This window comes from Paraprevotella xylaniphila YIT 11841 (genome assembly GCF_900683745.1).
In the GTDB taxonomy this organism is placed as follows: Bacteria; Bacteroidota; Bacteroidia; order Bacteroidales; family Bacteroidaceae; genus Paraprevotella; species Paraprevotella xylaniphila.
The window spans coordinates 1528205-1550717 of sequence record NZ_LR215980.1 but is presented as its reverse complement, the minus strand read 5'-3'; the positions used below and the strand labels follow the sequence as shown (position 1 = coordinate 1550717).

At 47.6% G+C, this 22513-nt stretch carries 24 protein-coding genes and 1 pseudogene; 8 read left to right on the top strand and 17 right to left on the bottom strand.

All coding sequences use genetic code 11. The features are described 5' to 3' along the window. The first annotated feature begins 576 nt into the window (after nt 1–576). From ltrA to E0E47_RS06670, 3 genes and pseudogenes are all read left to right on the top strand, one after another. A complete protein-coding gene (ltrA, locus tag E0E47_RS06680; protein ID WP_004308488.1) occupies nt 577–2229 on the top strand; it encodes a group II intron reverse transcriptase/maturase in 1653 nt (550 codons plus the stop codon). A 121-nt stretch (nt 2230–2350) separates the two neighbouring features. After that, nucleotides 2351–3439: pseudogene (locus tag E0E47_RS06675) on the top strand (TraM recognition domain-containing protein); the annotation flags it as partial. Between the two features lie 115 nt (nt 3440–3554). After that, nucleotides 3555–3950, top strand: a complete 396-nt coding sequence (locus tag E0E47_RS06670) for a hypothetical protein (RefSeq protein ID WP_008627685.1) — start codon at nt 3555–3557, stop codon at nt 3948–3950. A 30-nt stretch (nt 3951–3980) separates the two neighbouring features. Here E0E47_RS06670 and E0E47_RS06665 read toward each other — a convergent pair whose 3' ends face one another. From E0E47_RS06665 to E0E47_RS06605, 13 genes are all read right to left on the bottom strand, one after another. Beyond that, on the bottom strand, nt 3981–4265 hold the full coding sequence (locus E0E47_RS06665) for an immunity 17 family protein (protein ID WP_008627683.1): 285 nt from the start codon (nt 4263–4265) through the stop codon (nt 3981–3983). A 116-nt stretch (nt 4266–4381) separates the two neighbouring features. Beyond that, on the bottom strand, nt 4382–4876 hold the full coding sequence (locus E0E47_RS06660; RefSeq protein WP_008627682.1) for an SMI1/KNR4 family protein: 495 nt from the start codon (nt 4874–4876) through the stop codon (nt 4382–4384). A 66-nt stretch (nt 4877–4942) separates the two neighbouring features. After that, nucleotides 4943–5410, bottom strand: coding sequence for an Imm9 family immunity protein (imm9, locus tag E0E47_RS06655; protein ID WP_008627674.1), 468 nt, complete (start codon nt 5408–5410; stop codon nt 4943–4945). A gap of 84 nt (nt 5411–5494) precedes the next feature. Further along, the gene (locus E0E47_RS06650) at nt 5495–6490 is read right to left on the bottom strand and encodes an SMI1/KNR4 family protein (protein WP_007558975.1); all 996 of its coding nucleotides are present in this window, start codon (nt 6488–6490) and stop codon (nt 5495–5497) included. Nucleotides 6491–6561: 71 nt separating this feature from the next. Then, nucleotides 6562–6963, bottom strand: coding sequence for an SUKH-3 domain-containing protein (locus E0E47_RS06645; protein WP_032851350.1), 402 nt, complete (start codon nt 6961–6963; stop codon nt 6562–6564). 87 nt (nt 6964–7050) lie between these two features. After that, nucleotides 7051–7422, bottom strand: a complete 372-nt coding sequence (locus E0E47_RS06640; RefSeq protein WP_008627669.1) for a DUF2750 domain-containing protein — start codon at nt 7420–7422, stop codon at nt 7051–7053. A gap of 71 nt (nt 7423–7493) precedes the next feature. Then, a complete protein-coding gene (locus E0E47_RS06635) occupies nt 7494–7898 on the bottom strand; it encodes an SMI1/KNR4 family protein (protein ID WP_008627667.1) in 405 nt (134 codons plus the stop codon). Nucleotides 7899–7962: 64 nt separating this feature from the next. After that, entirely contained in the window at nt 7963–8415 is a 453-nt protein-coding gene (locus E0E47_RS06630; RefSeq protein WP_224262761.1) for a DUF4265 domain-containing protein, read from the bottom strand. A 25-nt stretch (nt 8416–8440) separates the two neighbouring features. After that, nucleotides 8441–9016: a hypothetical protein gene (locus tag E0E47_RS06625; RefSeq protein ID WP_008627650.1), complete on the bottom strand. Its 576-nt coding sequence runs from the start codon at nt 9014–9016 to the stop codon at nt 8441–8443. Between the two features lie 64 nt (nt 9017–9080). After that, a complete protein-coding gene (locus E0E47_RS06620; RefSeq protein ID WP_008627649.1) occupies nt 9081–9644 on the bottom strand; it encodes a DUF6707 family protein in 564 nt (187 codons plus the stop codon). A gap of 76 nt (nt 9645–9720) precedes the next feature. Beyond that, a complete protein-coding gene (locus E0E47_RS06615; RefSeq protein ID WP_004328533.1) occupies nt 9721–10008 on the bottom strand; it encodes a hypothetical protein in 288 nt (95 codons plus the stop codon). 78 nt (nt 10009–10086) lie between these two features. Continuing rightward, entirely contained in the window at nt 10087–11085 is a 999-nt protein-coding gene (locus E0E47_RS06610; RefSeq protein ID WP_004328534.1) for an SMI1/KNR4 family protein, read from the bottom strand. Nucleotides 11086–11138: 53 nt separating this feature from the next. After that, the gene (locus E0E47_RS06605; protein WP_008627645.1) at nt 11139–12269 is read right to left on the bottom strand and encodes a tyrosine-type recombinase/integrase; all 1131 of its coding nucleotides are present in this window, start codon (nt 12267–12269) and stop codon (nt 11139–11141) included. A gap of 277 nt (nt 12270–12546) precedes the next feature. Between E0E47_RS06605 and E0E47_RS06600 the strand changes: the two genes are divergently transcribed. The 5 genes from E0E47_RS06600 (at nt 12547) to E0E47_RS06580 (ending at nt 18309) form a co-directional block, all read left to right on the top strand. Continuing rightward, nucleotides 12547–14067 carry a DUF4099 domain-containing protein gene (locus E0E47_RS06600; protein WP_130893285.1) on the top strand — a complete coding sequence of 507 codons (1521 nt, stop codon included), beginning with the start codon at nt 12547–12549 and terminating at the stop codon, nt 14065–14067. An 89-nt stretch (nt 14068–14156) separates the two neighbouring features. Continuing rightward, nucleotides 14157–16259, top strand: a complete 2103-nt coding sequence (locus E0E47_RS06595; RefSeq protein ID WP_008627642.1) for a type IA DNA topoisomerase — start codon at nt 14157–14159, stop codon at nt 16257–16259. Beyond that, nucleotides 16256–16732, top strand: coding sequence for a hypothetical protein (locus E0E47_RS06590; protein WP_008627641.1), 477 nt, complete (start codon nt 16256–16258; stop codon nt 16730–16732). The genes E0E47_RS06595 and E0E47_RS06590 overlap by 4 nt, the downstream gene beginning before the upstream one ends. A 130-nt stretch (nt 16733–16862) precedes the next feature. Then, entirely contained in the window at nt 16863–17924 is a 1062-nt protein-coding gene (locus tag E0E47_RS06585; RefSeq protein ID WP_008627639.1) for a type II toxin-antitoxin system RnlA family toxin, read from the top strand. 1 nt (nt 17925) lies between these two features. Beyond that, on the top strand, nt 17926–18309 hold the full coding sequence (locus E0E47_RS06580) for a type II toxin-antitoxin system RnlB family antitoxin (protein WP_005647599.1): 384 nt from the start codon (nt 17926–17928) through the stop codon (nt 18307–18309). A gap of 248 nt (nt 18310–18557) precedes the next feature. Here E0E47_RS06580 and E0E47_RS06575 read toward each other — a convergent pair whose 3' ends face one another. The 4 genes from E0E47_RS06575 to E0E47_RS06555 all read right to left on the bottom strand — a co-directional run bounded on the left by E0E47_RS06575 (nt 18558) and on the right by E0E47_RS06555 (nt 22282). Then, a complete protein-coding gene (locus tag E0E47_RS06575; RefSeq protein ID WP_008627633.1) occupies nt 18558–19049 on the bottom strand; it encodes a dihydrofolate reductase family protein in 492 nt (163 codons plus the stop codon). Between the two features lie 408 nt (nt 19050–19457). Continuing rightward, on the bottom strand, nt 19458–19817 hold the full coding sequence (locus E0E47_RS06565; protein WP_004327328.1) for a helix-turn-helix domain-containing protein: 360 nt from the start codon (nt 19815–19817) through the stop codon (nt 19458–19460). Next, nucleotides 19792–21891, bottom strand: coding sequence for a bifunctional DNA primase/helicase (locus E0E47_RS06560; RefSeq protein WP_009040054.1), 2100 nt, complete (start codon nt 21889–21891; stop codon nt 19792–19794). Before E0E47_RS06560 ends, E0E47_RS06565 begins: the two co-directional genes overlap by 26 nt. After that, on the bottom strand, nt 21854–22282 hold the full coding sequence (locus E0E47_RS06555) for a helix-turn-helix domain-containing protein (RefSeq protein ID WP_032581435.1): 429 nt from the start codon (nt 22280–22282) through the stop codon (nt 21854–21856). The genes E0E47_RS06560 and E0E47_RS06555 overlap by 38 nt, the downstream gene beginning before the upstream one ends. Nucleotides 22283–22513: the final 231 nt, after the last annotated feature.

Here is a 22513-nt window from a genome sequence, read left to right as displayed (position 1 = left end):
GTTCCGTCAGCGGTAGCCTACTATAAGGTGCATCTCCAGTGATGGGTTGTGCCAAGCTTATAGGACAAAGTACACTTTCCGAAAGGACAAGACTGAACCGTGAGGGAATGTCAAGGACGGTTAGTATCATACCGTTGAGTGGCGAGGCTGGATAGCATGGTTAACGTAAGTGAACTGACTTTAGCCGTCGTAAGGTTTGAAGGAGCGCAAGATACTTTAGCTCTCACCAAAAGGTAAGCAGTCGGATAACCCTTGCCCATGTTGGGGTTACACGGACACAGCACTGCCGGCGGACTTGGCAGAACCTAAACTATCCGTTTGTCAATTACGTGGAACAGGGCAAGCCTGTATCTCTCTCGTAAGAATGCGAGTAAGCGAACCGCAAGGCAAGCCGAATGGGGTGCAGGTATGAGATAACGGAAAAAGCGAATGCCACCCTGTAATGGGGTGGATACGGATTGAATCAACATCACGGGTTGTTATTGGTGACATCATCCGACACGAAAGTGGGCAGACTTCCGTATATGGTAACTCTTTACAAGATAACTTTTAGAACTTTCAAAAGGAGGAAAGCAAATGAACGAAACTAAAACATCGTGTGCGCCTGCTGATAGTAGGAATCTAACTTGGGACGGCATGGACTGGTCCAAGTGTGAAGCCTATGTCCGAAAGCTACAAGCGCGTATTGTAAAGGCTCAAAAGGAAGGCAGACATAACAAGGTGAAAGCCTTGCAGTGGATGCTGACCCACTCTTTTTACGCCAAGGCATTGGCGGTAAAGAGGGTTACTTCCAACAAAGGGAAGAAAACGTCTGGAGTAGATAAACAGCTTTGGGATTCTCCCAAGCGCAAGTACAAAGCAATCGGTGAACTGAAACGTCGTGGTTACAATCCGCAGCCGCTTCGTAGGGTTCACATCAAGAAAAAGAACGGTAAACTCCGACCGTTGGGAATACCGACAATGAAAGACAGGGCGATGCAGGCATTATATCTCATGGCATTGGAACCGATAGCCGAAACGACAGGCGACCGCTTTTCTTATGGTTTCCGCAAGAAACGCAGGACAATGGACGCTATCCGTCAGATTGATACGGTTCTAAACCGCCAGCATTCCCCCGAATGGATTTTGGAGGGAGACATTAAAGGCTGCTTCGACCATATCAGCCACGACTGGCTTCTTAATCATATCCCTATGGATAAGACGATACTCAGAAAATGGCTGAAATGTGGAGCTGTATTCAATGGCAAACTATTCCCGACAGAAGAGGGTACACCACAAGGAGGTATCATATCACCGACACTTGCAAATATAGCACTTGACGGACTTCAACCACTCTTGGCTGAAAGATTCAAAAGATTATGGCGCAACAATAAGACATTCCACTACAAGGTAAACCTTATTCGTTATGCGGATGACTTTATAATCACAGGTCGAGATAAGGAGCTATTGGAAAACGAAGTCAAACCTATCGTGATAGAATTTCTCAAAGAAAGAGGGCTGACCTTATCCGAAGAGAAAACTACCATTACGAACATATACGACGGTTTTGATTTCTTAGGTTTCAATGTGAGGAAGTTTGGCAAAAGGCTATACACATCCCCGTCCAAAGATGCACAGAAACGCTTCAGGGCAAAAATCGGTGACATCGTTAAAGGACATAAAATGTGTAAGCAGGAATCGCTGATACGAATGCTTAATCCTGTAATCACAGGTTGGGGCAACTATTACCGATATGGTGCATCAACCGATGCTTTTCATGGTTGTGACAATCACATTTACAATCTCACGAAGAAATGGGCTTTACGTCGCCATCCAAAGAAACGCAAGTCTTGGGTTGCAGACAAATATTGGCATGAAATTCGGGGGCGTAAATGGACGTTTGCATGGAAATATGAAACCAAGAGCAAGAAAGTGAACTACCTGACCCTTAAAAGGTTGTCGGATATACATTATACCCCGTACAAGCAAATCAAAGGTGAGGCAAACCCTTTCGACCCGGAATACGATGATTATTTCTTTCAGCGAAAGGAGCAACAAATGCTGGAATCTCTCAAGGGACGTAAGTCTCTCTTATATTTATGGAACAAGCAGAACCGGATTTGTCCGTTATGTGGCAAGGAAATAGATTGTACAAAAGCATGGAACGTCAACGAAATATCTGTTGGTGGTTCGATTGTACGGCAACTTGTCCACAACAACTGCTACAAGCGAAATAAACGAAAATGTTGAAAGTATGAGCCGATTTCTAACAACAAATAGAAATATTGAGTTGCTTGAGCCGTATGAGGGGAAACTCTCATGTACGGTTCTTAGGGGAGAAGGGGGCAGCAATGCCCTTGACTTACCCGATATTTCCAAGCAGGGCGATTTCTTCGTAGAATCGCCTATCATTCTGTTAGCCAGTATTATATGGTATCTCAAAATCTACAAGAACGGCAAGTATTGCACCTTTCCCCATGCCATCGAGTTCCTGAACCGCAAGTACGCCGACATTTTCCCCATCCTCACCTCGTACCCGGAGCTGGAGAATTACCTTTCTCCCTTCATGGACGCATGGGAATCCTCGGCGGTGGAGCAGTTGCAGGGGCAGATTGCCAGTGCCAAGATACCGCTTTCCCGCATGATTTCCCCGGCGCTCTACTGGGTGATGACGGCGGACGATTTCACCCTCGACATCAACAATCCCGAAGAGCCGAAAGTGCTCGTAGTCGGTAACAATCCCGACAGGCAGGGTATCTACGGGGCGGCATTGGGACTGTACAACTCCCGCATCGTGAAGCTCATCAACAAGAAGAAACGGCTCAAATCCGCCGTGATTATCGACGAGCTGCCCACCATCTATATGCGTGGGCTGGATAATCTCATTGCCACCGCCCGAAGCAACAAGGTAGCCGTCATGCTCGGCTTTCAGGATTTCAGCCAGTTGAAGCGTGATTATGGAGACAAAGAGTCCGCTGTAATCTGCAATACCGTCGGCAATGTCTTTGCAGGACAGGTAGTTGCCGAAACTGCCAAGACGCTCTCCGAGCGTTTCGGCAAGGTCTTACAGAAACGGCAGAACATGACTATCAACAGGAACGAGACCTCCGTCTCCATCAATACCCAGATGGACAGCCTCATTCCGGCAAGCAAGATTTCCAACCTCACGCAGGGTATGTTCGTCGGGGCGGTAGCCGACAACTTCGACGAGCGTATCGAGCAGAAGATTTTCCATGCCGAGATTGTCGTGGACAACGAGCAGGTCAAGCGGGAGACCGCCCGCTACGTGAAGATTCCGCAGATCATCGACTTCACCGACAAGGACGGCAACGACACCATGCAGCAGCAGATCGACGCCAACTACTACCGCATCAAGAACGAGGTCAGGCAGATTGTCGCCGACGAGATCGGGCGTATCAAGGCAGACCCGGAGCTGTCGCACCTGATTAAGGACAAGTGAGGATAAAAATACCCCGTCGGCTTGTTCTTGCCGACGGGGTATTTTTTATTTTGCGTGGTGTTTTTCGGTATGAAGTAATGATTAAGTGAGCAAAATACATTATTTTTGTAATGATATGGATAAGGATAATCGCAAATACCGGATCTGCTTCATCGACTATATGTGGTATGTAGCCGAGATATGGCACGAAAGGGAGCATACCAACCTTAACGGGCGTATGCTGTTGTTCTTTTGCTGGCTCTTTGCCATACTCGTACCGCTTGGAACACCGTTGATGTTTCGCTATTTCAGTTGGATTGTTGCTTTTGCCGTAGTGATGATGCTCTGCTTTCTTCCCGACTTGTTCTGCCAGCTCCGCTACACAGCCGGGCGGCGTGAAGCGCTCCGTGAATATTACGGAAAACTGAAACATCCCGGCAGGAAGCTCGCAAAAATAGTCCTTATCGCTATCACCCTGACCGTGGTGAATGTCGCACTGATGTTTCACTTCGGGTTTATACATTGGGCATGATAAACGGTAAGAGAATAAGCATCGGTTCTATCATACCTTAATATAAATATAAATCATAATCAATAAACAGATAGTTATAAATACCCCTAACCAAAAACGGAAAGTAGTAGGACCTAATTCTTCGAGTAACTTGTTCCATCCATAAGAACCGTTCCCCTTATACGTCCACTTCCAATTGAATATAAGCCCGATGAGCCAAATTGACAATAAAAATATACCAATTAAATGACCTACTTTAGGATTTGATTGAATATATTGGGCTAAATTTGATAGTAGCCCTTCAAAATTCTGATATATGTTGTTCAGCCATTCCATTTACTTATAATATTATATTTACACAGAAATACTCATGGGATTCTTTAGATGCAGTCACCGTTTTTTTATTAGCTGACAATCAATCTTTCAGAGAGATTTATCTGCTTATTATAACCTTATTTGAAATTTGTCAGTATATCGTTCTTTTCATTGGAAGACAACATTTCCAATAAATGATTAAAGCTATCGCAAACAAATTCTGCCGAATCTTCAAATTCAGGTTCAACTCCATAATAGATTTTACCGTAATTTTCCGGAGATAAATCTATGCACAAATATTGGTATCCATCTTTTACTGACATAAGAATAGGAATATGGCTATCCCAAAACAGGCGTATCATATCACAGGATTCCTTATCATCTGCCAACGCCTCAAGTCCCATCAGCTCAAATTCATTCCAACGGAATCCGCTATCGCTTTCTCCGTTAAAGTCCTCTATGGAATTAAACCAAACATTATCACTTTCATTCGTGATTGTCTGAAACCGTTGTAAAAACTCCTGATAGTCCGCAGGAAGTTCGGAGTACCGATTTTGTAAATCAGAGCTTAAATCTTTTCTTTCCAATCGTTCTGTAACGATGAATCCTATATTTTTCAGTGCTTCAATCATATTTTTATTTTACGAGTTTATAATGGTTTGCAGCGTTCCGCCTTATTCAGTCGGTAGTGCTGTTTGTTATAAACTTTTTTTCTTTATTCTTTTGCCGTTACATGTAAAGCCATAAGTAAAAGCTGCATCTATGGCTTGTTTTGCACTCTCAAGAATATAATGATACAAATTATCATATTTACTAAAGCATGGAGAAAGAATGTAGAAGTTTTTAATATTTAAAGGAATATAAATCCCCGTCATATCGGATATTCCATAGCGTGCTTCCTCCAAATTTGGTACTGGTATAGAAATAGATATTTCAAACTCTTTATTAGATGGGAAACGTTTTGCCCGTTTGAAAATCCCAATCCCATTAGTATTTCGAAGATTTATCTGTATGAGAAGTTTCCAATCTCCCAAATTATCTAAGTTGATTTGGTTATTGTAATCTTCCATATAACCATTCAACTCTCGGCAAATTGAGCGCAGTAAGTCCAATTCTCCAAGTTCTGGGATTTCACTACTTATTAAAACTGCATATTGATTATTCATACATTCATCTTTATATCCAGAGTTTATAATGTTCGGTGGATAATCATCATTAAAGGAGATTGATCCGCTTGTTATCTGCCCGCTTTATTCCTCTTCTTCGATAAAATGATTTATAAAGTAATTGAATGACTGGGCGATGTAACGAGTATTTGTTTCAAAGTTGTATTCTCTTGAAGCGTTTTCGTCCCACTCGTCAGTCAAGTAATAGTAAATCTTTTTATTCTTCAAGTTCAACGCATAATAGTTTCCACCCGAATCCATAGCAAAAGGCAACAGATTGCATGGCATTAAATTCCTACTCCATATATCTTTGGCTATGACTTCAATTGTTTCAAAAGCATTGGTGCGTTCCTTTATCGGAAAGAACGCATTTATCTCCACCCGATCCAAATCCTCGTCCTGCGGTTGATAACAATATGGTGATGGCATACCACCGTTGAACTTGAGGTAAAAGTTCTTCATGCCTGCCGGAATCTTTACATTCAACTCAACCTCAAAATTCTTTATATCTTCTTTTGTTAGCGAAGCCGAACAGTCCGAAAGTTCAGGCATTACACCTGCTGTCTCCGTTTGTCCCTCTTCGATTTCTTCTATTGCTGGAATTGCTTTGTGCCCGTCCAAAACAACGAGATTGTCAAAGAAATCATCTATTGAATTTGCAACAAGTCGTGGCTCTCCAAAATTGAAGATTACATCTTGCATCCCCACAATAGGGTAAAGATAGATCTTTCCATTAACCAAGTCTATGGTAATCCGACCTTCATCGGTAGATTCCATAGCAAAAATAAGAATGCTATCAGATATAGCTCCAGCTTTTCTTAACTCTAATGTTTCGCCTTCTGCCGTATATCTGGGGTCATTCTTAAAATCCTTGTTATATTTGAATGGGAAGAAATCTTCAATTTCCACCTCTTGATATTTATTTATGCTTGCGGTCTGTTTCGTAGAACCTCCATTATATTGTAAATAGAACTCTTTCAGTCTTTCCGGCAAGGCATAACCCAATTTACTCTCTATTTCTTCAAAATCTTTGAGAGTAAGACTTTTTTGGCAATTTTCTAATTCTATTTTCATATTCATTCTTTTTATGGGCAGATAATGTTTGGCAGCGTTCCGCTTATTCAGTCGGTCTGCTGTTTGTTATCAATGCCTTACCGATTATAAAGTTGATTTAGCATTTTGAAATAATCATTTCCAAACCGTTCAACATAATCATCCATTACGCCGTATATGTTGTTTTTACTATCAACAAGCAAGACCATATATCCATGTTCGTATTCCCCAAAAGGACAAATATCCGAAACATGGAGTAGTTCACAAAATTGGTCGTAGAATAAGTAATGCGGATTATCGTTTAATGTTTTCTTTAGATTAAAATGCACATCCACTTTTGGAAACTGAAATTCCTGATTGTAGAAATAAATAAGGAAATCTATCAACTTTGGAGTCGGTTGGTAGTTTGCTTTAGAATAAATTGCCATAAGCTCATTCGGGCTTATGATTACCCGATTTTCCCAGTGGCAATTTGTTTTAAGATATTGCTTCAGTTCCATACTACTTTTATTTTTTATTTTGCACATTGATAATGTTTGGTGGATAATCAACCTTTCAAGGGAGATTTATCCGCTTGTTATGGTAGTTTATTCATATTGTTCACACTCTCGCTCTATGTCAGCAATTATCTCTTGAACAGTACGAATTATACCTTTCCCCTTTGACAATGGGAATACAGCCAACATCACATTGTCTTTTTCTAACTTCGGTAATAACTTCTCAATGAAGTCATCAAGAGGAATAGAATTGGGTTGATAGTTATCCCATTTACACAATTCTGCAAATTCCTTTTCGCTCCATACAGGAAATAAAACTTGCTCATTATTTCCCATTAAAGCCCAACCTTCTTTATCCTTTAACCCCCAAACTTCTTCAAAGTCTGAAACTTTACGAATAAAGTAGCCATATCTTTCTGCTGCTGAAAGATTTACTATATTTTTAATCCTGCTATTGTTCATTTTTCTACCATAATGTTCGGCGGATAAACCACCTTACCTTAAAAGTTTCATCTGCTTGTTAGCAACCGCTTTTACCATTCATGAAAATTATCTTCTATATATTGTTCTAACGATAAAGCGATGATTTCTCTTTCGGCGTCACTATCATGATAGTATATTTCAATCTCCCCTTTAGAATTTATCATTATGGGATTGCCAGAACCATCATCTGAAATCACATAAGTGTCTGTAACTTCAGGATGAACTTCTCTTAATGATTTAGTTTCATCGACCACATTTTCATTGCCGTCTAAAGCATTAATCATCATTCCAGCGTAGGCTGTTCCGAAACTTTTGATAAAGTCTATATAGTCAGAACTAAATTTTACACCTAATTCTTGTTCCGCGCATAATATCTGGTCATCAGATGCTGGTGTCCCAATCATATCATGTGCCGTTAGAAATCTTCTCAATCGTTCTATAAGTTCCTTTTTCATTTTTATTTCTCGGTTGCTAATGTCCGGCAGCGTTCCGCTTATTCAGTCGGTCTGCTGTTTGTTATCAACTTATATTTTGTCTGACAACACCATGTTCATAAGCCAAACTATCACATTCTTTTTGCATATTGGTCAGAACATCTTCGACCACTTTTAAGGAAACTTCTTGTGGTACATTTATGGATACGAATGAAGGGAGATTAGAAATCTCTACCTTGCATCCCATATCAAGTAGTTTGTCTCTGACCATCTGCATACGTTTATCGTTAAAATGTACCCTCAATGTGCTATTTCCAGAGGGATTCACTATGGATTGAAAATGATATTCGCCATCTTCTTCTGTAACACATATCTCATCCCCCAAACTGATTCCATAGGTATAGAATGGCACATTATCGACAATATAAGTATCATTACTTGCCTTTTTGCACCACAAACCTTCAATAGAAAATGGTGGATAGCCATCTTCATCTTGTTCCAAGTGAAATAGCACTTTTATATGTTTGTCTTTTTTCATTTTATTCATTAATAAGTTGATAATGTTATGTGAATAACTGACCGTTAGGGCTGTTTATTCGTTTGTTATATGCTGTTTCTAAATCACTGAAAATATGAAAACCTATATATGATTTAAGATTAGGGCATTCTTCTCTATAATAACAATCCCAATAGCTAATCATCTGACTTCTTGTTCTATTATAAAACACGTTATTTTCAGATATAAAGTCAAGGTAATTTTCAATATTATTTTCTAAGTGAATTTTTATGTCAATTAATATATCTTTTACATATTCACCTAATAACCTAAAACTGAACGGAATTACCCAATACTCTGTACAAAATAATAGATTGTGCAAATGCTTCTGTCTGATAAAACCATTATCATGTCTTGTGAAAATGCAATCTAAAATATGTTTCTGTATAGTAGTCAAATTTCCAGATACAGGTTCACTAAAGTATATCCGTTCCGGTATTGTTAAGAGTATATCATTAATTTTGACACTATACGACCTTTCATGAATATCTTTGTCCTTGATTTTCAAATTATCAATAACTACTTGAACATCCTCTTTTAAATTTAGAGGGAAACACATTATTAGTTCTTCTTTTCTATTCATTCGCATATAATGCCCGGTGGATAATCGCCATTAAAGGAGATTGATCCGCTTGTTATCTTTTTTGCTACATTCCTTTTAAGTTCTCTTTTATTTCCTCTACTCTTGCCTCAATCTTCTCAAGGGGATATTTTTCACTTCCACCGAGAGCATATATCAATACTAACTCTCTCATTTCAGCGTAAAGAGCCTCTCTTATATCTGTTTTATTCCCAAGTTGGATACTTTCTTGAACATTTTGCTCTCGTCCTTCTAATAGCGAACCGTTGCATCGACTCTTTATATTTTCAACATCCGTCTCTGCCTGCATGATTCCCGCCAATGCCTTAGATTCATGCAGAACATCTTTACTTTTTCTTGAAGCATAATAGACTAAAGCCAACACCAGTTCGACTTGTGTCCATGTATTCCAGTTGCCAGTAAACGATACAGAAAGAAGTATTGAATACAGTTGAGTAAACTGATTAGTATAACCATAAATATACAGCCAAAAACACAGGTCTTTCAGATTTTCCAAATCTTTTGAAGACTTGAAGTTCATCTTTTTCAGAACCTTCTTGCTCAAACTCTCGATACGTTTATTCCCGAGAGAAGATAGGCTCAATACAATATTTGTTAGTTCTTCGTTCATCGCTTATTATTTATTCAAAAAGATAATTTGTGAATAACTGACCGTTAAGGCAGTTCATTCTCTTGTTACCAATATTTCAATCTCCACTTACCCAAATTGTGTTTTTATCTATTATCATAGGACGCAAATTCTTAATAAACTCTATTACAATTTTCATTGATTGTTTATCTAACGTCTTTATATAATCATTTGCCAAATTAATAAGTAATTCAAGATTTTGAGGTATCAATCTTGTATCTCCATATTCATCAATACTCAATCCTGTCTTTGCATGAAACTCCAAAAAGACAGGTTGTAATATTCTCAATTCAACATCATTCAAAGCGAAGTGATGATTATTCATTGTATTGCTAAAATCTAACATTTCAATTATTTGTTTATTGGTAATGTTTGGTGGATAATCATCATTAAAGGAGATTGATCCGCTTGTTATCTGCCCGCTTTATTCCTCTTCTTCGATAAAATGATTTATAAAGTAATTGAATGACTGGGCGATGTAACGAGTATTTGTTTCAAAGTTGTATTCTCTTGAAGCGTTTTCGTCCCACTCGTCAGTCAAGTAATAGTAAATCTTTTTATTCTTCAAGTTCAACGCATAATAGTTTCCACCCGAATCCATAGCAAAAGGCAACAGGTTGCTTGGCATTAGATTTCTGCTCCACATGTCTTTGGCTATGACTTCAATTGTTTCAAAAGCATTGGTGCGTTCCTTTATCGGAAAGAACGCATTTATCTCCACCCAATCCAAATCCTCGTCCTGCGGTTGAAAACAATATGGTGATGGCATACCACCGTTGAACTTGAGGTAAAAGTTCTTCATGCCTGCCGGAATCTTTACATTCAACTCAACCTCAAAATTCTTTATATCTTCTTTTGTTAGCGAAGCCGAACAGTCCGAAAGTTCAGGCATTACACCTTCTATTTCTATAATCTCCGTTTGTTGTTCCTCTTCGATTTTTGGGAAAGCAACGAGATTATTGAAAAAATCATCTATTGAATCCGCTATCAATTGAGGTTCATCAAAAATAAATGCATCGCTATTTTTTACAAAACCAATAATTTTATAAAAATATACAGCTCTGTTTTTTATATTGATTGCAATTACACCAATATTTCTCAAATTGTTATGTCCACTGGCAAATAGCAGAATATTGTCAGAAATCGAATTAGAACTACGATGCTCCAAGGTTTCTCCTTCAACAGTATGAAAAAGAGCATTCTTAAAACTCTTATTATATTTGAACGGTTGGAAAATTCTAATTTCCACTTCGTAATATTTGTTTATGGAGATGGTTTGCTGTTTAGGTTCTCCTCCATTATATTGTAAATAGAACTCTTTCAGTCTTTCCGGCAAAACATGACCCAACTTGCTCTCAACTTCTTCAAAATCTTTGAGAGTAAGACTTTTTTGACAATTTTCTAATTCTATTTTCATATTCATTCTTTTTATGGGCAGATAACATGTAATTATCAGCGGTTTTCGCTGTTATTTTCTTATTTAACTATCTCATTATCACTTTCAAGAATATCATCCAATGGAGTGCGGATGCTGCTCTTGAAAGTGTCGGCTATATGCACGTACATTTCCGTCGTTTTCAGTTGGTTGTGTCCCAACAGCTCTTTCACGATTTTCAAGTCCGTGCCTTGCTCGATCAGATGCGTGGCAAACGAGTGCCGCAACAGGTGGGGGTACACCCGCTTGGTTATTCCGGCTTCCTTCGCCGCCTCTTTCAGCTTCTTCGACACGATGCTCTCCGTGAACGGCTCGCCCTTGTACCGCTCGAACAGCCATTCCTGCGGCTTGTACAGCTTGGTGTACTCGGTCAGCTTCCTGACAAGGGGCTTCGACAGCAGCGTGTAGCGGTCTTTCCTCCCTTTGCCCTGCCGTACCCGTATCAGCGAACGGCTCACGTTGATGTCGTGGGGCTTCAAGTCCAGCAGCTCGCTGATTCTCAACCCGGCGGAGTAGAGCAACGAGAACATGCAGAACAGCCGGATGTCCGGACCGGTTGCGTCAAGGATGGATTTTATCTCCTCCTTGCTCAGCACGTCGGGCAGCGTCCGTTCCCGTTTGGCTCGCTTTACCTCGTAACATTTCCGTTCCTGTCCCAGCACCTTCTCGAAATAAAACTTGATCGAGTTGATGCGCAAGTTCTGTTGGCACGACGAGATCCTCCGTGTGTCAATCAGGTGTACGATGTAGGCGTTGATTTCTTCCGGTCGGATGTAGCGAAGGTTTCTTCCCGCAAAGTATTGCTGGAACTCCCTGAAATAGACAGTGTACGCACGGACGGTATGCTCGCTGTACCGCAGTTGCCGCAGCGTCTCGGCATAGCCGGGCGGGATGGCGGGGCTGGTTTTCCCGCTCTTCTTGGGCAAGGTGTTTTTCAGGGCGGAGTAATTGATATACGCCGTTTCCACATGGCGGTCGAAAAAGCCGGACAGGTCGAAGCCTTCTTCCGGCAGGTAGGCTCTGTCCCCCTCGAACCGCACGCCCTTCTCTTTCGACAGCGACAGCCGGATGGCATCGTCCTCGTCGAACTCCACTTCCACGTATTTCTGCCCGTCACGGATGGCAGGTGAAAGCGTTATTCTCGGTTTGCTCTGATAAACTTTCATACGCATCGCATGGGTGGCAATGACAGACCGTGTCCCTCATTACCCATATTTTACAAATATAGAGAAAACAACGAATTATCGCCGTTTTCCGGAGGAGAAAAATGCGTGTGGGGCATGATTTTTTTGTATTTTTCACAGGAAAGGGCTGCGACAAACCTACGAACCGGACGACAAGTGCGGACAGCCCGCCCCGGACTTGCACGTTCCCCGTGTTTCTCCCTCTATATTTACGCCCGGTTTCACTTGAGAACCAATAGTATTCACCATTTAAAAACATTAGATTATGGACGAACGACCGGACAGCAGCCAGCAGTTGATGGACATCCTGCTCGTCATGGACGAGAAAGGCACGCTCCAAGCCGTCAGCGGAGTAAAGGACGGCGAGTTACAGACCAAGAACCCGCTGGAGGACAACAACGACCTCCTGCGGGTGGATCGCCACGGCGATATGTTTTCGAATTTCTTTTCCAACCTCTGGAACCAGTTGAAAGACCCGACCCGCTTCCACTTCTTCCGTGTGCCGGAAGAGGAGGTGCAGCGGGTAGCCGCCGATTTCCGGCAACGGGAGAGCCAGTCCGTCAAGACGGGCGAGCCGCTCGTTGCGCAGTACGAGGTGCAGCCGCCCGTGCAGGCGCAGCAGCAGACCCAAGCCGGGCAGCAGCAACAGCCGGAGGGTGCGCCGCAGCAGTCCGCCGGGCAGACCGAACAGAACCCGCAGTACAAGTACCGCCCGGAGGACATCGACTGGAACAGCCTCGCCGCCCTCGGCGTGCAGCGGGAGCAGATCGAGGGCAACGGGATGCTCGACCAGATGCTCCGGGGCTTCCAGACCGACAAGACCGTCCGGGTGCATTTCCACTTCGACGGCATCTCGCACAGCAACGACAGCCAGCTCTCGCTCAAGCCCGGCACGGACGGCAGGCTGACCGTGTGCAGCCACGGCATCCTCGACCCGGAGAAGATGCAGAAGCAGTTCTTCGGCTACGACATCACCGACTCCGACAAGCAGGTGCTCCGGCAGACGGGCAACATGGGGCATCCGGCGACTGTCACCAACCGGGCGGGCGAGCAGGTCGAAGCCCTTGTCAGCCGCAACCTCAAGACCAACGAGCTGGTCGCCTTCCCGCTCTCCAAGGTCAATATCCCGGCGGAGAAGAACGGGCATACCTTCACCCCGGACGAGATAGCCCGGCTCAAACAGGGCGAGGCGGTGGTCTGCCAGTTCCTTTCCAGAGCCAAGGAGGGGGAGCAGCCCAAGCTCTACCCGGCACCCGTGCAGTTCAGCGCAGCCAAGATGCAGCTCGAATTTCTCTTCGGCGACCGGGGCAGGCTGGCGATGGATGCGTACAAGGCGAACCTGAAACAGACCGCCAATCAGGAGGTACCGAAGACCTTCCGCAAGCAGGAGCTTACCGAGAAGTCCCGCCTCGAACTCGAAGCCGGGGGAACGGTCAAGGTCTCCGGCTTGGTGGACAAGAAAGGAAAAGCCTACCAAGGCTACATCACATGGAGGCCCGGCGAGAAGCCCGCCTTCATGTTCCCCAAGGACTACAAGGCGGCGCTCGAAGAGGGGCGTGTCAAGCCCGCCGTGGAGAACGAGGTGCAGGTGGCGGTCAATTCCGAGGGCAAGACCGTCGAGGCGACCCGCAACCTGAAAGAAGCCCTGCAATCCGCACAGCAGCGACCCACCGGGGAGCAGAAACAGCAGCAGGAGCGCAGGCAGGAGCAGAAAGAGGACCGGAAACAGGCACAGAAGCAGGAACAGCCCGACAAGCCCAAGCGCAGCCGGGGTGTCCGTCGATGATTTCCCCCGCCATTCTGTAAATGAATTACCCGGTTATCCCGTCCGAGCGGCGGGATAACTTTTGTCAAACCGTTAAATTTTAAAGAAATATGATTACAGCAGTCATCGCTGAAAAGCCTTCCGTAGCGAAGGATATAGCAAACGTGTTGAATGTCCGGGAGCGGCACGATGGCTACCTCTCAGGTAACGGCTACCTCGTTACCTGGGCGTTCGGCCATCTCGTCCAGCTCGCCATGCCCGAAGCATACGGCTACACGGGCTTCCGGCGTGAGAACCTGCCCATTCTGCCGCAGGAGTTCAAGTACATCCCCCGCCAGATACGGGAGGGCAAGGAGTACAAGCCCGACCCCGGCGTGCTCAAACAGTTGAAGGTCATCAGGGAGGTTTTCGACCGTTCCGACCGTATCGTCGTGGCGACCGACGCCGGGCGTGAGGGCGAAGCCATTCATCGGTACATCTACAATTACCTTGGCTGCCGCAAACCCTGCCTGCGCCTCTGGATCTCCTCGCTGACCGACCGTGCCATCCGGGAAGGGCTGGACAACCTCAGACCCGGCAGCGACTACGACAACCTCTACCGTGCCGCCGAAGCCCGTGCCATCGCCGACTGGGAGATTGGATTGAATGCGACTCAAGCGCTTTCCATCGCCGCCGGGCAGGGCATCTACTCCCTCGGACGGGTGCAGACGCCCACCTTGATGATGATTTGCTCCCGTTATCTGGAGAACAGGGATTTCACCCCGCAGACCTATTTCCGGCTGAAGGTTACGGCGGAAAAGGACGGCACGCCCTTCGCCGCCATCTCTGAATTGCGTTACGAAACCCTTCCGGCGGCAAACGCCGCCCTCGCCGCTGTTACCGCAACGGGGACGGTGCAGGTTGCCGACGTGCAGCGCAGGGAAGTGAGCCAAGAGCCTCCCTTGCTCTACGATCTGACCGCCTTGCAGAAAGAGGCGAACGGCAGGTACGGCTTCTCGGCGGACAAGACCCTCTCCGTCGCCCAGTCGCTTTACGAGAAGAAGGTGTTGAGCTATCCCCGTACCGGCTCCCGCTACCTCTCGGACGATGTGTTCGACGAGATACCCGACCGCATCGCACTGCTGAAGCGGTACCCGGCTTTCGCCGCCCATGCCGCCGCCCTGAAAGGAGCTTCGCTCAACCGCCGCAGCGTGGATGCGGGGAAAGTTACCGACCACCATGCGCTCATCATCACCGAGTGTCTGCCCGGCGAGCTGTCCGCCGACGAGCGCACGGTGTACGACATGGTAGCCGCCCGCCTGCTCGAAGCCTTCTCCGCCCGTTGCCTCAAGGATGTTACCACCGTCTCCTTCACGGCGGGAAACAGCGTGTTCACCGCCAAGGGAACGGTCGTCAGGTCTGCCGGATGGCGTGCCGTGCGTGGCGAGCGGGACGAGGACGACGAGGGTACAGCCGCTTTGCCGCCCTTGCAGCCCGGCGAGGCTTTCCCCCTGCAATCGGCGGAGTGCGTGGAGAAACAGACCAAGCCCCGTCCCCTGCACACCGAGAGCAGCCTCCTTTCGGCGATGGAGCATTGCGGCAGGGAGTTGCGAGACGACGAGCTGCGGGACAGCCTGAAAGGGAACGGCATCGGCACGCCCGCCACCCGTGCCTCCATCATCGAGACCCTCTTTGCCCGGGACTACGTGCGCCGGGAGAAGAAGAGCCTCGTACCGACCGGCAAGGGGCTTGCCGTGTACCAGATAGTGAAGGACAAGCGCATCGCCGATGTCGAGATGACCGGGCAGTGGGAGACCGCCCTCGCCAAGATCGAGAGCGGGGAGATGAATCCCGACACCTTCCGCAAGGGCATCGAGGTCTATGCCGCCCAGATTACCGAAGAACTCCTGCAAGTGCAGGTATCGGTGGCGGACGGCGGACATATCCCGTGTCCCAAGTGCCGTTCCGGTCGCATCCTCCTTTACCCGAAGGTCGCCAAGTGCAGCAACGTCGATTGTGGGCTTACCGTCTTCCGCAACAAGGGGGAGAAGCAGCTCACCGACAGCCAGATTGCCGACCTCGTGACCAAAGGCAAAACATCCCTTATCAAAGGCTTCAGGAGCAGGGACGGCAAGCCCTTCGATGCGTACCTCACCTTCGACAAGGACTTCCGCACCGTGTACGGGTTCCCGCCCCGCACGGACAAGCCCAAAGGAAAGGAGCGCAGGCGATGAACGGCATCGGTTGGATCACCGTGGCGGAAGCCGCCCGGCTCTGCGGCACGGACGAGCTGCGCATCACCCTCTGGATGAACGGCAACCACATCGCCTACGCCCGTTTCGACGGCATCCTGATGATCGACGGCGCATCCCTTGCCGCCCTGTTCAGCCGCAACCGGGTCGCCACCATCTACGAAGACGTGGCGCAACAGCGGGGCAAGCCCGGCAGACCGGGCAGGCTCCGCCGCCTGCTCGATACCCCGCTCGACACCTTCGGCTTGTCGCAGCGCATCGTCCGGGCGTGCCGGGAGTTGGGCGTCTTCACCGTGGAGCACCTGCTCGTCCACCTCCGCCGCTTCCGCTTCTCCCGCCTGTACTGTGTCCGCAACTTCGGCAGCGGATCGGCAGCCGAGACCCTCCGGCGGCTCCGGCAGGACGGCTTGACAGACGGCGGCAGCCCACGGGATTTCAAGGTCTTGTACCCGTAAAGGCTTTTAAGCACAATTGTTAAAAAACAACCATGTAGTTCTCTTGTAAATTAATAATATAGTTAATAATATACTGATCTACATTGTAATATAAATAAAATGTATAACTTTGCAGACCAATTTGAATGTAATGGCGACTAAAAAATACTCTCTGGCTATTGAGAAAATAGATGAAGTAGCAAAAGAATTTATTGCTGCCCGCCCTGCTTATACGCTTCACATAAAGGAATGTAACCAAGGAAAGCAAAAGCAGATAGAGATTATCAATATAAAAAATCAGGAAAAAAGCACATTAAATTGTTTTATTACTGGTGGACAAGTTTCTCATAATATACAAGGCAAAAATGGAACTTTGAATGGAATTTGCAAGGATTGTTGGGAGTATATTGTGGAACAGACTGCGATACCGGATATGGATCAAAAATGCTTCAAATTGAAAGGTGTAAGGAGCGATGATTTTGATACATTGATTTCAGCGGTAAAAGAATATAATAATGTTGTTGTTTCCGAAGTAAACACGGATAAGAGTCCGAACATCCGGAACCAATATCATCTGAAAGGGAAATACGATGCTAAGGTTTCTGTTATCTTTTATAATAACGGAACATTAATGGTACAAGGATGTATCACATCATTTTATGTGGAATTTATAACCGAAGTGTTGCAAGCTATATCTTCCATTCCTTCCGAAGCTATAGAAGAAGTGTTTGCTATCCAAGCACGTGCTGGCTATGCATTAGACAACGATCTTAGCAAGTATATTGGAAACAGAGAGCATATTGATGGAAGTGTGATAGAAAACTTTATCAATACTTCAATCAATTTGGCTAACTCTGCGGTTAAGGTGGATGATTATGGATGTTATACTTTTGGCATTTTGAAAGCGTTAGATGCGGTATTGCGCACTCGTCTTTTGGAAGATGCGCCTGATTTTGACGAATACGGGACATATTTTCAGAAAAATAATAGTGGGGCGTATTGCTTTAAAAGTGGTATCGGAACGTATGACAACAATCTACATTTGAAGCAGGCTTTGGAACAAGGATATTCATTCTTCAATCAACATAGGCACTCGACATTCCATGTGGACAGTTTTAATGTGGAAACAAGTAGAACCCTTGAATACGATGAAGCCGTAAACATTATTAAGGACTGCCTTGTTATTATTAATAATATATGTAATAATTGGTAAAATGGAAAATAAAGAATTTCAAATAATCCCCTTGCAAGGACGGAGCTTGTTAGTGGTTATTTTATCGTCAGAAATGACGAACTACTACTGGAAAGAGCTTCAGACTGAATTGGCAAATCTCAACATTGCCGATGCAGAGGTCTATTTTGATTTTCTGTACCGCAATGGATTAAAAAATAGATTCTTTAAGTCTAAACTTAAAGGGATGATGTTAATTTCCAATTCATTAAGAAAATGTGAGGCACCCAAAGAATATATCAAGGTTGCCGATACTTTTTTTGCTTCACATTCTAAATGGATTGACAGTAGTGTATTGTCTTCTTTCCAAAAAATCTTTTATAAAAAGAGAATTATTGACACTCAGTCATTGCCAACGGCATTGTAATGTTTGTCAGTTACATATTATACAACAAAGGTGCATCATTGATGCACCTTTGTTATTTTGTACCTCAAATTTAGGCAACGGTATTACCTAAATTTAATATTCTTTTGTCTTTCAAAGAATTTACCTTATCTTTGCACCAATAGAACCCGCCAAGCCTCTTGATAATGCTCAAATCGGCGGGTCGTTTTTTTATAACCCGTCATCCTTTCCTGAATGACCCAAGCCACTTTTCAGTGGCTTTTTGCATTTCATGGGCATACCCTTCCGTACACCGTCCGGATTTTCCCGTCCTCCAATACCTTGCTCGACCGCACGACCCACGTCCTGTCGTCATTCAGCCCGCACTCCAGTGCCTTCTCACCGCCGCCGACCAGTACCGGCACGGTTATCACCACGATTTCGTCCGCCAGCCCGTTATCCAAGAGCAAAGCCCCGGTTTCCGCTCCGTAAGCCGTTACCGTACCTTCGCCGTCCGCTTTTATTCCCCGCAGTTCCGCTGCCGCATCCCCTGTAACAAACCGCACCCGTTCCTTCTCCGTCAAATCAATACAGCCGTCCGTCACGACCAAAGTTTCTTTTGCCGTGAGCGGCCAGCCCAGATGGTTCAGGTAAATGCGCAGGTAGGTTTCCTCGTCGATCAGCACGCAGCCGGAGGCGTCCACCGCCGCATCGAAATACTTGTCCGATCTGACCGGACAACCGTCAATGGATTGGTACACGTGCAAGGTAATCTGTTTCATATCAATGTGTTTTTAAGGATTATGTCCGCCTCGCACCCAAAAGAACGGCGTGAACTCACGCTATTCCGGAATAGAGGCACTGGTATACCCGACAAACAGAATAGGTAAGCGCACGCCGTATAAGCATACAGCATGTGCATTACACCATCCGTCCTGTTTGTCAAAAATTACCAGTTTTCTATTCCAAGACGTTCAGCGAACGTACAATATGTATATCAATCCCTGCCTGTTTCCAAGCCGGGCATGAATCTTCTATGTCACGACAGCGGGCGTGCCCGAAAGCACCGCCTTCTGTCTTCGTGGAGCAAAGATAGCGAAACTTCCCGAATAACAAAACAATAGCCCCGCCTAATCTCACGATCCGGCAGGGCTTCATCCACCAAAAGCACCGTCAGAAAAATGTCATTTTCACGGGAACAACCCCCTTTTCCTGCGCCTTTCCTCTTTCCGGGCTTCCTTCTCCTTGCGTTTCGCAGCCCGTTCCTCCACGTCGGCGAAACGGGTGCGGATGAACTCGTGCACGTCCTTCGTGCGGTAGAACACCTTGCCGCTGATGGTGAAGTACGGCAACACCCCGATGGCACGGTAGCGTTGCAGCGTGCGGATGCCCACCTTCAGCAGCAGGCACAGGTCTTGGTTGTCCAGCACCTCCTCGCCGTCGAGCGTGTTGTTCTTCTTCAGCACCCTTTCCAGCAATTTCTCCGTCCGGTCGAAGCGTTCCATGATGCGCTCCATCCAGCCCTCAAACTCTTCCCTGTCCGTGTACATAGCAGTCGCCCTCCTTTTCGATGATTTCCTTTTCCCGCATATAGCGGATGTAGCCTTTCGCCGTCCGTTCCTTCACTTCCAGCATCTCCTGTATCAGCTCGCACAGTTCGATGTAGCCGTACTTCTCCTGCCGGGCGAACGCCTCCCGTGCCATCTCCGCCAGCTCCTTCTCCTTGCGCTTCTCTTTCTCCGCCCTCGGCTTCTCGCCCACATAGACGGGCATCCCGGCTTGCTTGTCCCATCTGAACTGCATCAGCGGAATGTCCAGCGGGCTGCCGTCCCTGACCTTCAACGCCTTCACCACCGACACCTCCGGGTTCTCGTCCTTCTCGATGGAGAGGATGGCGGCGGACTTGCGTTGCAGCTCGCTGCCGAGGTGTCCCCGCAGCTTCAGTCCGTTCGGCACGAAATGCACCACGGCGGCGATACACGTGCGGTAGATTCCCGCCAGCCGGTAGATCTCGTCAATCAGCGCCACGCTCTCCGCCTCGTCGTTGGCGCAGCGGATCAGGTCCGCCACCCCGTCGATGACGACCAGATGGATGCCCCCGTGCAGGTAGTAGTACCGGTCCATGCTCTGCACGATGGCGGTCAGCCGCTCGCTTCTCGACATCCCCGTCAGGCAGTACACGTGCAGATACTCCGGCATCCGCTCACGCCCGGCACGGCGCAGCAGCCGCCCCGTGTTCTTGTGGAGCTGTTGCTCGCTCTGTTCCGTGTCGTAGAGCAGCACCGCACGCCCCTTGCGGTTCGGTTCCACCCGCACCCCCAAGAGATCGGCGTCCGTCTCCCGTTCCATGATCGCCCCGGCGACCAGTGCGGCGGTGTAGTTGCTCTTGCCCGTCCCTTCACCGCCCGTGATGCAGAGGATGTTCTCTTCCGAGCCTAACGGCACGTCCCCGGCGGTAACGATGGCGACCGCCTGTTCGGGCGGGTGGTCATAGTCGATCTCGCACGATTTCAGCATCGCCAGCGTGTCCCCGTACAGCGTGTCGAGCAGTTTCAGGAACAGCCCCATCAGCTCCTCCCTCGTGTGCCCGGCTTTGAAGTAGTCCGTCACGTCCTTCTCCGCCTTCGTCCCCGACAATGGCAGCACCAGCCGTTTCACCCCGTACTCCGCCAGTTGCGCACGGTGCTTCTCCGAGCATTCCAGCCCCGTCTTGTCCGTGTCGTACAGCAGCACGATGTGCTTGAAGCGATAGACCAGCTTGCGCACGGTCTTCGCCGGGATGACCGAGGTCTCCGAGTTGAAGCAGATGGCGTGGAAGCCGTGCGCCGCCAGCGTCAGCACGTCCTTCTCGCCGCCCGTGAGGAAGAGCAGGTCGCCCTTCGAGGGCAGTTGCTCCAGCCCGAAGCAGTAGTTGTCGCCCGTGTGCCCGCCATAGACGAAGCGCACCTCCGACATCGGGCGATAGACCTTCACGCCCCATTTCCCCCTGTACCCGAACATCGGTTCCGCCGGGGTGGAACTGAAGCCGAACGCCTTGCCCTCCCTCGTCTCGCCCCGGTACTCGGCGAGCGATACCGTCCCGTAGCGGCGCAGCACCTCCACGGTGATGCCCGATGCGCCCCAGTAGACAAGCTCCCCCTCGGTGAAGGGCTTCTCCGCCGCCCGGTAGGGCTTCGGTTCGGGACGGTCGGCGGACACAGCCGCCTCTTCCGTGTCCGTTCCGGCTTCCCCGGCACCGCCGCCCCTTGCGCCCGGCACGAGCCGCAATCTCCGGCAGCCCCCGGTTCCCACCGTCCCGTCGGTCGGGCTGTCCCCGTCCAGTCCGAGGCACAGCTCCCGGTCGATGGTGTGCAGCACCTCCACGAAGTCGGCGGCGTTCCGGCAGTCCAGCCCTTTCAGCTTCGCCACGAGGAAGAAGCAGTCTCCCGAATAGTCCCCGTTGCCGAAGTCCTTCATCCGGTACGTACCGCTCCGGCGGTCGTAATACACGTTGCACGAAGCCTTGCTGTCGGCGTACAGCGGGTTCAGGAAGTTCCTGCCCACCCGCCACTTCACGGGCAGGTAGTGGCGGAACACGTCCAGCCCGTTACTGGTTCTTGCCAGCACTTCTTCCTTTCTTACCATAGCTTCCGTTTTTTCGGTTATGCAGGGGATGTTCCGCTATCATCCGGTCGATCTTGGCGGCGGGCGTCTCCACCATCCACCGCTCACGCAGGCTCTCGACAGCCTGCCGGGGATAGCGTATCTGCCGCCCGATCATCGAATAGGGGACGATGTTCTTCTGGCGGTAGCGTTGCAGGGTGCGGTGGCTGATGTCCAGCGCCTCGCACACCTCCTTGTGCGTCATCCACTTCGGGTCGGCTTTCCGTCCCTTGGTCACAGGGCTTTCCGCTTCCTCTTTCCGTTTGCGCTCCGTTTCCTCCCGGTTCCGGGATTCCTCCACGTAGGCGGTTATCTTCTCGATCTTCTCCACGAGCAGGCGGTAGGCGTTGCTCTCGATGGTCATTATTTCCATTGTCGTACTCATTTTTAGGTTTCTGCCGCAAATGTCGCCCGATTCGCCGGTTTTTCCTGCCACTATACCAGCACCTTGGCAAAGATTTTTTTTCGGGGCGCATTTTCGCCCTTGCCGCCGTTCCGGGCGGTAAAAAGGACCGAGACGGGGTAAAAAAGAGCGTCCGGAAGGCTCTTTCCAGCCCTTCGGACGCTCCCTTCCCGTGTCCTGCCGTCTCTGCCGCCCCGTTGC

Excerpts from the sequence above, each read along its gene's own strand:
- ltrA (WP_004308488.1), top strand. The coding sequence starts at position 577 with ATGAACGAAACTAAAACATCGTGTGCGCCTGCTGATAGTAGGAATCTA.
- E0E47_RS06670 (WP_008627685.1), top strand. The coding sequence starts at position 3,555 with ATGGATAAGGATAATCGCAAATACCGGATCTGCTTCATCGACTATATG.
- E0E47_RS06665 (WP_008627683.1), bottom strand. The coding sequence starts at position 4,265 with ATGGAATGGCTGAACAACATATATCAGAATTTTGAAGGGCTACTATCA.
- E0E47_RS06660 (WP_008627682.1), bottom strand. The coding sequence starts at position 4,876 with ATGATTGAAGCACTGAAAAATATAGGATTCATCGTTACAGAACGATTG.
- imm9 (WP_008627674.1), bottom strand. The coding sequence starts at position 5,410 with ATGAATAATCAATATGCAGTTTTAATAAGTAGTGAAATCCCAGAACTT.
- E0E47_RS06650 (WP_007558975.1), bottom strand. The coding sequence starts at position 6,490 with ATGAATATGAAAATAGAATTAGAAAATTGCCAAAAAAGTCTTACTCTC.
- E0E47_RS06645 (WP_032851350.1), bottom strand. The coding sequence starts at position 6,963 with ATGGAACTGAAGCAATATCTTAAAACAAATTGCCACTGGGAAAATCGG.
- E0E47_RS06640 (WP_008627669.1), bottom strand. The coding sequence starts at position 7,422 with ATGAACAATAGCAGGATTAAAAATATAGTAAATCTTTCAGCAGCAGAA.
- E0E47_RS06635 (WP_008627667.1), bottom strand. The coding sequence starts at position 7,898 with ATGAAAAAGGAACTTATAGAACGATTGAGAAGATTTCTAACGGCACAT.
- E0E47_RS06630 (WP_224262761.1), bottom strand. The coding sequence starts at position 8,415 with ATGAAAAAAGACAAACATATAAAAGTGCTATTTCACTTGGAACAAGAT.
- E0E47_RS06625 (WP_008627650.1), bottom strand. The coding sequence starts at position 9,016 with ATGAATAGAAAAGAAGAACTAATAATGTGTTTCCCTCTAAATTTAAAA.
- E0E47_RS06620 (WP_008627649.1), bottom strand. The coding sequence starts at position 9,644 with ATGAACGAAGAACTAACAAATATTGTATTGAGCCTATCTTCTCTCGGG.
- E0E47_RS06615 (WP_004328533.1), bottom strand. The coding sequence starts at position 10,008 with ATGTTAGATTTTAGCAATACAATGAATAATCATCACTTCGCTTTGAAT.
- E0E47_RS06610 (WP_004328534.1), bottom strand. The coding sequence starts at position 11,085 with ATGAATATGAAAATAGAATTAGAAAATTGTCAAAAAAGTCTTACTCTC.
- E0E47_RS06605 (WP_008627645.1), bottom strand. The coding sequence starts at position 12,269 with ATGCGTATGAAAGTTTATCAGAGCAAACCGAGAATAACGCTTTCACCT.
- E0E47_RS06600 (WP_130893285.1), top strand. The coding sequence starts at position 12,547 with ATGGACGAACGACCGGACAGCAGCCAGCAGTTGATGGACATCCTGCTC.
- E0E47_RS06595 (WP_008627642.1), top strand. The coding sequence starts at position 14,157 with ATGATTACAGCAGTCATCGCTGAAAAGCCTTCCGTAGCGAAGGATATA.
- E0E47_RS06590 (WP_008627641.1), top strand. The coding sequence starts at position 16,256 with ATGAACGGCATCGGTTGGATCACCGTGGCGGAAGCCGCCCGGCTCTGC.
- E0E47_RS06585 (WP_008627639.1), top strand. The coding sequence starts at position 16,863 with ATGGCGACTAAAAAATACTCTCTGGCTATTGAGAAAATAGATGAAGTA.
- E0E47_RS06580 (WP_005647599.1), top strand. The coding sequence starts at position 17,926 with ATGGAAAATAAAGAATTTCAAATAATCCCCTTGCAAGGACGGAGCTTG.
- E0E47_RS06575 (WP_008627633.1), bottom strand. The coding sequence starts at position 19,049 with ATGAAACAGATTACCTTGCACGTGTACCAATCCATTGACGGTTGTCCG.
- E0E47_RS06565 (WP_004327328.1), bottom strand. The coding sequence starts at position 19,817 with ATGTACACGGACAGGGAAGAGTTTGAGGGCTGGATGGAGCGCATCATG.
- E0E47_RS06560 (WP_009040054.1), bottom strand. The coding sequence starts at position 21,891 with ATGGTAAGAAAGGAAGAAGTGCTGGCAAGAACCAGTAACGGGCTGGAC.
- E0E47_RS06555 (WP_032581435.1), bottom strand. The coding sequence starts at position 22,282 with ATGGAAATAATGACCATCGAGAGCAACGCCTACCGCCTGCTCGTGGAG.